Source organism: Paracoccus litorisediminis (genome assembly GCF_009711205.1).
In the GTDB taxonomy this organism is placed as follows: Bacteria; Pseudomonadota; Alphaproteobacteria; order Rhodobacterales; family Rhodobacteraceae; genus Paracoccus; species Paracoccus litorisediminis.
Window position 1 is genome coordinate 142733 of sequence record NZ_WMIG01000009.1, and the last position, 6023, is coordinate 148755.

Annotated in this window: 7 protein-coding genes; 1 reads left to right on the forward strand and 6 read right to left on the reverse strand. The window is 64.5% G+C overall.

Annotation, left to right across the window (positions count from 1 at the left end):
• Positions 1-125: 125 nt before the first annotated feature.
• From GL300_RS15945 to GL300_RS15970, 6 genes are all read right to left on the reverse strand, one after another.
• Complete coding sequence (locus GL300_RS15945; protein ID WP_155040641.1) at positions 126-995, reverse strand: TIGR01459 family HAD-type hydrolase; 870 nt, start codon at positions 993-995, stop codon at positions 126-128.
• A 15-nt stretch (positions 996-1010) separates the two neighbouring features.
• Positions 1011-1931, reverse strand: coding sequence for a manganese-dependent inorganic pyrophosphatase (locus tag GL300_RS15950; protein WP_155040642.1), 921 nt, complete (start codon positions 1929-1931; stop codon positions 1011-1013).
• A gap of 83 nt (positions 1932-2014) precedes the next feature.
• Positions 2015-2644, reverse strand: coding sequence for a DUF1345 domain-containing protein (locus tag GL300_RS15955; RefSeq protein ID WP_155040643.1), 630 nt, complete (start codon positions 2642-2644; stop codon positions 2015-2017).
• Entirely contained in the window at positions 2644-2979 is a 336-nt protein-coding gene (locus GL300_RS15960; protein WP_155040644.1) for a nuclear transport factor 2 family protein, read from the reverse strand. The genes GL300_RS15955 and GL300_RS15960 overlap by 1 nt, the downstream gene beginning before the upstream one ends.
• Positions 2969-4012, reverse strand: a complete 1044-nt coding sequence (locus GL300_RS15965; protein ID WP_155040645.1) for a TraB/GumN family protein — start codon at positions 4010-4012, stop codon at positions 2969-2971. The genes GL300_RS15960 and GL300_RS15965 overlap by 11 nt, the downstream gene beginning before the upstream one ends.
• A 66-nt stretch (positions 4013-4078) precedes the next feature.
• Complete coding sequence (locus tag GL300_RS15970; protein WP_155040646.1) at positions 4079-5380, reverse strand: glycosyltransferase family 4 protein; 1302 nt, start codon at positions 5378-5380, stop codon at positions 4079-4081.
• 191 nt (positions 5381-5571) lie between these two features.
• On the opposite strand from GL300_RS15970, the gene GL300_RS15975 reads away from it, so the two are divergent.
• Positions 5572-5859, forward strand: a complete 288-nt coding sequence (locus GL300_RS15975; RefSeq protein WP_155040647.1) for a co-chaperone GroES — start codon at positions 5572-5574, stop codon at positions 5857-5859.
• Positions 5860-6023 lie beyond the last annotated feature (164 nt).

The window sequence follows — 6023 nt, forward strand, 5'->3', positions numbered from 1 at the left end:
TGTCAGTCGAATTTCCGGCACGGCGACAGCCCGGCCGCCATGCCCACTTGATTAGGTCCGTATCGCCGCATGCAGGCGGTTGCAAGTCCTTGCCCCCGCCGATTTCATGCAGCGACCTCTTAGGCTCAGCGCAGGCGGCCGATGCTGTAGCGCGGGTTTTCCAGACGCAGCGCCAGCCATTCGTCCAGCTTGGCCTGCTCCGGCGCCTCGACATCCGTGCCGAACTGGTCATGCGCCAGGCCGCCGGTGACGAACAGCGCGTCGATCCCCTGCCCGCTTGCGCCCGGCACGTCGGTGGCAATGCCGTCGCCAACGGCCAGAATCCGGGCATCCGGGCCAAGACCCAGCTTGCGCCGCGCCAGATCATAGATCGGGGCATGGGGCTTGCCGAAATACAGCGAGATACCGCCCAGATCCTCATAGAACTCGGCCAGTGCGCCGGCGCAGTACAGCCGCGTTTCACCCAGATCGACGATCACGTCCGGGTTGGCGCAAAGCAGCTTCAGCCCGCGTTCCTTGGCACTGGTCAGGGTCTGGCGGTAATCCTCGGGGACTTCGTTCACTTCGTCGAACAAGCCGGTGCAAACGATGCCCTCGGCCTGATCCAGCTCGACCCGCTCAATCGCGGGGGCGTCCTGCCATTCCTCGGGAATGTCGTTGAAGAAGCCATCGTCCTTGGCGACCGAGATCGCCCAGACCTTGCGCCCGACCGCGCCCGAGAACATCGCGTCCTGCGCCGCGTCGCCGGAACTGACCACCACGTCCCACGCATCGCGCGGCACGCCCATGCGGTCCAGCTGCGCCGCCACGTATTTCCACGGGCGCGGCGCATTGGTCAGCATGACCACCTTGCCGCCCTTGGCGCGGAAACCCTGCAGCGCGGCGACGGCGGCCGGATAGGCCTCGACGCCGTTGTGAAGGCAGCCCCACAGATCGCAGAACAGGACGTCGTAATCGGCCGAAATCTCGGCCAGCGAATTGATGATCTGCGTCATGAAACTGCCTTTACCTTAGATCGCCAGAGCCGGGATGATCTGCTTCTTGCGCGACATGATGCCGGGCAGGACGACGGTGTCGCCCGCGACGGTCGCGTTGAAGCTTTTCTCGGCGACCTGCTTCACGAAATCGTTCGGGATCAGCAGGGTCGCTTCCTCGTTCAGGATGTCGACGACGAACAGCAGCACCTCGTCGGCGCCATCGGCTGCGGCAACGCCCGGCATGGCGGCCATCAGCGCGCCCTTGCGGTCCAGCAGGACCTGCGGCGCGGTGGTTTCCAGAACCGAGACGCGCAGTTGCTTGCCGCCCAGCTCGTATTCCTTGCTGTCCATGCGCAGCAGGGCTTCCTCGCTGAAGGCCGAGACATCGGATTTCGCCGCGAACATTTCGGCCGCATAGGCCGGGATCGAGACGCCCAGATCCTTGGCGACCTTTTCGGCCACGAAACGGTCATGCGGCGTGGTGGTCGGGCTGCGGAATTCCAGCGTGTCCGACAGGATGCAGGTCAGCATCGCGCCTTTGACTGCGCGGGGGGCGCGGTTATAGGCGTCCTCGCCCATCAGGTCGAACATGATCGTCGCGGTGCAGGCCAGCGGACGGATGGTGATGTTGATCGGCAGGCGGGTCTTGATGCCGCCAGCCAGCAGGTGGTGGTCGATGATCTCAAGCACCTCGGCCTCATTGATCGAGGCGGGCAGTTCGGCCGGGTTGTTGGTGTCGACGATGACGCATTTCTCGCCCGCGGCCAGATCGGTGACGATCTGCGGCTTCGGCAGGTCCCATTTCGCCAGCATCCACAGCGCTTCGGTATTCGGTTCACCCTGCAGCACGGCAACGGCGGGCTCTTTGCGGACCTCAGAGAGATACCAAGCCCAGACGATGGGCGAGCCGGTCGAGTCGGTGTCGGGGGCCTTGTGGCCAAGAACCTTGATCATGGGATACCTGCGCGAATGCGGAAAAGTCGCGCGACTTATAGGGCTTGGCGCGCGGGATGTCTATTGACCGAGGCCCTGCCCGCTTACGCAACCGCGCTGACCGCCAAGGCCAGCAGCACCGTGTTGTGAAAGAAGGAAAACACCGAATGCACCAGCGTGATCCGGCGCACGCGGGTATTCAGCGTCGAAATATCCGCCGTCTGCGCCGTCATCCCCAAGACAAAGCTGTAATAGAGAAAATCCCAGATCCGCGCCTCGCCATCCGGGGCCAGACCCGGAAATTGCAGGCAACGCGTCTCTTGCCCGTTGGGGCGGCGGGCATACCAGAGCGAGGCGTAGTGGAAGGCCATGACAGTATGGATCATAGCCCATGCCAGCGGCACCGAGGCCAAGGCCAGCCCCAGACGCAGCCACCCCACATGGTCGTCATGCGTGACCTGCAAGATTGCCCACAGGTTGATCGCGACCGAGCCCATGGCCAGCGGCACGATCAGCAGCATGCCTTCGTCGTCCAGATCGGCATGGCCGCGCAGCATGTCGATGGTCAGGCGGCGCATCAGGACCGCCGTCAGCACCAGATAGCACAGGTTGAAGGTGACCGAGAAAGTCAGCAGCCGGTCCACGGTCTCAAGGTGGTAAAGCCCCAATCCCGCCGCCAGCCCCAGCAGGAAGCTAAGGATGAAACGCTGATGGCGGCGCAGATCGGACAGCATCAGACGGGCGTTTGCTGGTGCTGGACGATGCGCCAGTCCCCGTCGCGGCGGATCCATGTGGTGGTGCAAAGCGCGCGATAGGTCTCGGCCCCGGCGCGGCGGGCGGTGGCACGATAGGCCAGCACGCACAGTTCATCGGTTTCGATGCTGGCCCGGTCCGAGATGGTGACCTCTTGCCAGCGCGGGGACGCGCCAAGGCTTTCCACGACCTTTCGCCGGGTCAGGATGCCTGCGGGCGCAAAGACCATCAGGCAGCCGTCATCCAGCTTGCGGGCGGCCTCGGCACTGCCCGCCAGCCAGAAATCGCGCTCTTCGCGCCAGAGTTCATCCGCCATTCGCTTCCTCCCCTGACTTGATCGGCCGGATGGTCCAGCCTTTCGCCTGCAAAAGCGCCAGCACGCCGTTCCGCCCCGGAAGATGCAGCGCGCCGAAACCGGCGACCACGCCCTTGCCCTGTTTGGCCGCATCCGCCGCCGCCGCCTCGATCGGGGCGATCCAGTTGCGGTTGCGCTGGTCCATCAGCTTGTCCTGCGCCAGCCGCATCTGCTGGTCGATTTCGGCCCGCGACATGCCCGAATTGTCATAGGCGTCGAAGCGGCCGAACTCCCAGATCAGCCAGCTATCGCCCGAGAAATAGGCCTCGGTCAGCGTGACTGCATAATCGTCGGCATGTTCAGCCGCAGGCATGGCGGCGCGGATCATGTCGATTTCCTCGTCCGGCGTCATACCCGCGAACAGCTTGAAGACCGTGTCCCATGGCTCCAGCGCGTGGATCGGCACCTGCGCCTTTTCAGCCCGCTTGATCAGCTGGTGGTCCAACCCGCCGGTATCGCCGGTCTTGCGCACCGTCTGCAGCATGCAGGGCGAGATCCCCAGCATGACCGAGACATACCATGGCCGCATCCGGCTGGTGACGACGGCGGGCATGCCGCGCGCCTCCATCGCGGTCCACAGCGATTTCCAGTCCTCGGGGGACATGCGTTCAGGCAGGGTCGGCCCCTTGGCGTCCATGATCAGCGACGGATCTCTGGTCATCGCCCCGGCCAGCCGCTTTTCCTCGGCGGGGCCGGCCTCGACCAGCAGCGTGGCTGCCTTGTCCAGAACCGGACCGAAACGCTTCATGGTGGCGTCGTGGCGCGGATCGTTGAAGTGATAGGTCCCGATCAGCGTGACCACCTGATCGCCCTTGGTCGCCTGCCAGAACAACCCGCGATGAAAGGGAATGTCGCGAGTCGCCGCTTGCAACTGCTCCATCCGTCCCGGGGGCAGGTCGTCGAACAGGTTCCGCCCCACGCATTCCTGCGCCCATGCCGGTGCAGCAAGGCCCGCGGCAAGGGCAAGTGTGGTCAGCAGGTGGCGCAGGCGCATCGTCAGGTTTCCTTTTCGCTGCGCAAAGAATGGCATGGCGGGGGCTACCCTGCCAATGCGTGACATTCACCGCGGCAGGGGAAGCTGTTGCGGCAGCGGCTGCACGTCCAGAAGGCTGCGCCAGATGCGCTGGACCTGCCCGGCCTTGGCAGACCATGTGTAATCGCGCATGACCTTGGCGCGCGCGGCGGCGGCCATGCCCGGCAGCACCGAAGGGTCGGCGGCAATGGCCTGCAACTGCTTGCCCAAGGCCGCGACCAGCGCAGGTCGGTCGCCCATCGGGATACGGAACCCGGTCGTGTCATCGACCAGCTCACCCGGACCGGCATAATCGGCGACCACCGGCACGACGCCAAGCGCCATCGCCTCAAGCACCACCCCGCCGCCGAATTCGCGGACCGAGGGAAAGACCAAAAGCTGCGACTGCGCCGCGACCTGCTGAACGCGCGCATGTTCCAGCCAGCCGTGAAAGCGCACGCGGTCGGCCACGCCCTCACGCGCGACCAGATCGCGCAGCGCCTCGCCCTGCGGCCCGTCTCCGATGATATCAAGCGAGAGCGCGCCGGATTTCAGCAGGGGAAGCGCCGCCTCGATCGCCATGTCGCACCCTTTGTAGGGGACCAGCCGCCCGATGAAGCAGCCCCGCAAGGGCAGCGTGCCGGGTTGCGGCGCGACCATGCCGAAGCGCGCCGGGTCGATGGCGTTTTCGGGCAGCCAGACGGTTTTCGCCTGATGGCGCGCGGGGATCTCGCTTCGCGTATGAGTCGAGCCGCAGATGATCGCGCTGGCGGCACCCAGCGTCGCCCCCCGGCCCGGCAGCGCCTTGTAGGCGCCACGGATATAGGACAGCCATTCCTTTTCCCGCCGCCGCTCGGCATCGAAGCCCTTGGGCCAGGGCACGCCACCATTCAGCGGCCCCATGACAAAGGGTACGCCCGCCGCCTTGCAACGGGCGGCGATCGGACTGGCGGCGGTGGGTGTCAGCGGTGTCACCCGATGCACGATATCATATTCGCCAGCCCGGATGTCGGGGCCGAATTTCTGCCAGATCAGTCGCTCGAAGTAACCATAACCAAGGGTCGAGATCGCCGTGGTCATGGTCCAGCCGACGCCCTTGCCCATGCGCAGCTTCTCGGCCAGCTTCCACAGGGGCGCGGCCAGTTTTTCGCTGTCGATGGCGGTGAAATCACGACCCTCGACCAGACCGGAGCGCAGTATGGCGTCACGGTTGCGGATCTGGGTCACGATATGGACATCGGCCACTTCGCGCAGCGCATGTGCCAGCGACCAGCCGACCAGCGGAACCGATACCCATTCCGGGTTCGCGGCCTCGGCGATGACAAGTGCCCTGATCCGTTCCTGCACCATGCACCCCGCCGCCCTGCGCCCCTCTTGGCTATCCGGCGGCAAGAAATGGCGTCAAGGAATTTGAACAGAAATTTCGTAGGCCGTGACCGTTGACACGAATCTGGGCGCTGCCTAGATGGTTGCGCACTGGCACTCACCAAACGCGAGTGCCAACAACGAGACACTGCAACCTGTAACACCGGAGTGTTCACATGGCTTTCAAACCGCTGCATGACCGCGTTCTGGTCCGTCGCGTCCAGTCGGACGAGAAAACCAAGGGCGGCCTGATCATCCCCGATAGCGCCAAAGAAAAACCCGCTGAAGGCGAAATCGTCTCGGTCGGCGAAGGCGCGCGCAAGGACTCGGGCGAGCTGATCGCACCCTCGGTTTCGGCTGGTGACCGTGTTCTGTTCGGCAAATGGTCGGGCACCGAAGTCACGATCGACGGCGAAGAGCTGCTGATCATGAAGGAAAGCGACATCCTGGGCGTCATCGCCTGATTTCCGCTTCCGCGTAACCCATTCTAGGAGACGAACAAATGGCTGCGAAAGAAGTCAAGTTCAACAGCGACGCCCGCGACCGCATGCTGAAAGGCGTGAACATCCTCGCGGATGCCGTCAAAGTGACCCTCGGCCCGAAAGGCCGTAACGTCGTGATCGACAAG

Bases quoted from the DNA above. Each gene is read 5' to 3' on its own strand.
- GL300_RS15945 (WP_155040641.1), bottom strand. From the start codon at position 995: ATGACGCAGATCATCAATTCGCTGGCCGAGATTTCGGCCGATTACGAC.
- GL300_RS15950 (WP_155040642.1), bottom strand. From the start codon at position 1,931: ATGATCAAGGTTCTTGGCCACAAGGCCCCCGACACCGACTCGACCGGC.
- GL300_RS15955 (WP_155040643.1), bottom strand. From the start codon at position 2,644: ATGCTGTCCGATCTGCGCCGCCATCAGCGTTTCATCCTTAGCTTCCTG.
- GL300_RS15960 (WP_155040644.1), bottom strand. From the start codon at position 2,979: ATGGCGGATGAACTCTGGCGCGAAGAGCGCGATTTCTGGCTGGCGGGC.
- GL300_RS15965 (WP_155040645.1), bottom strand. From the start codon at position 4,012: ATGCGCCTGCGCCACCTGCTGACCACACTTGCCCTTGCCGCGGGCCTT.
- GL300_RS15970 (WP_155040646.1), bottom strand. From the start codon at position 5,380: ATGGTGCAGGAACGGATCAGGGCACTTGTCATCGCCGAGGCCGCGAAC.
- GL300_RS15975 (WP_155040647.1), top strand. From the start codon at position 5,572: ATGGCTTTCAAACCGCTGCATGACCGCGTTCTGGTCCGTCGCGTCCAG.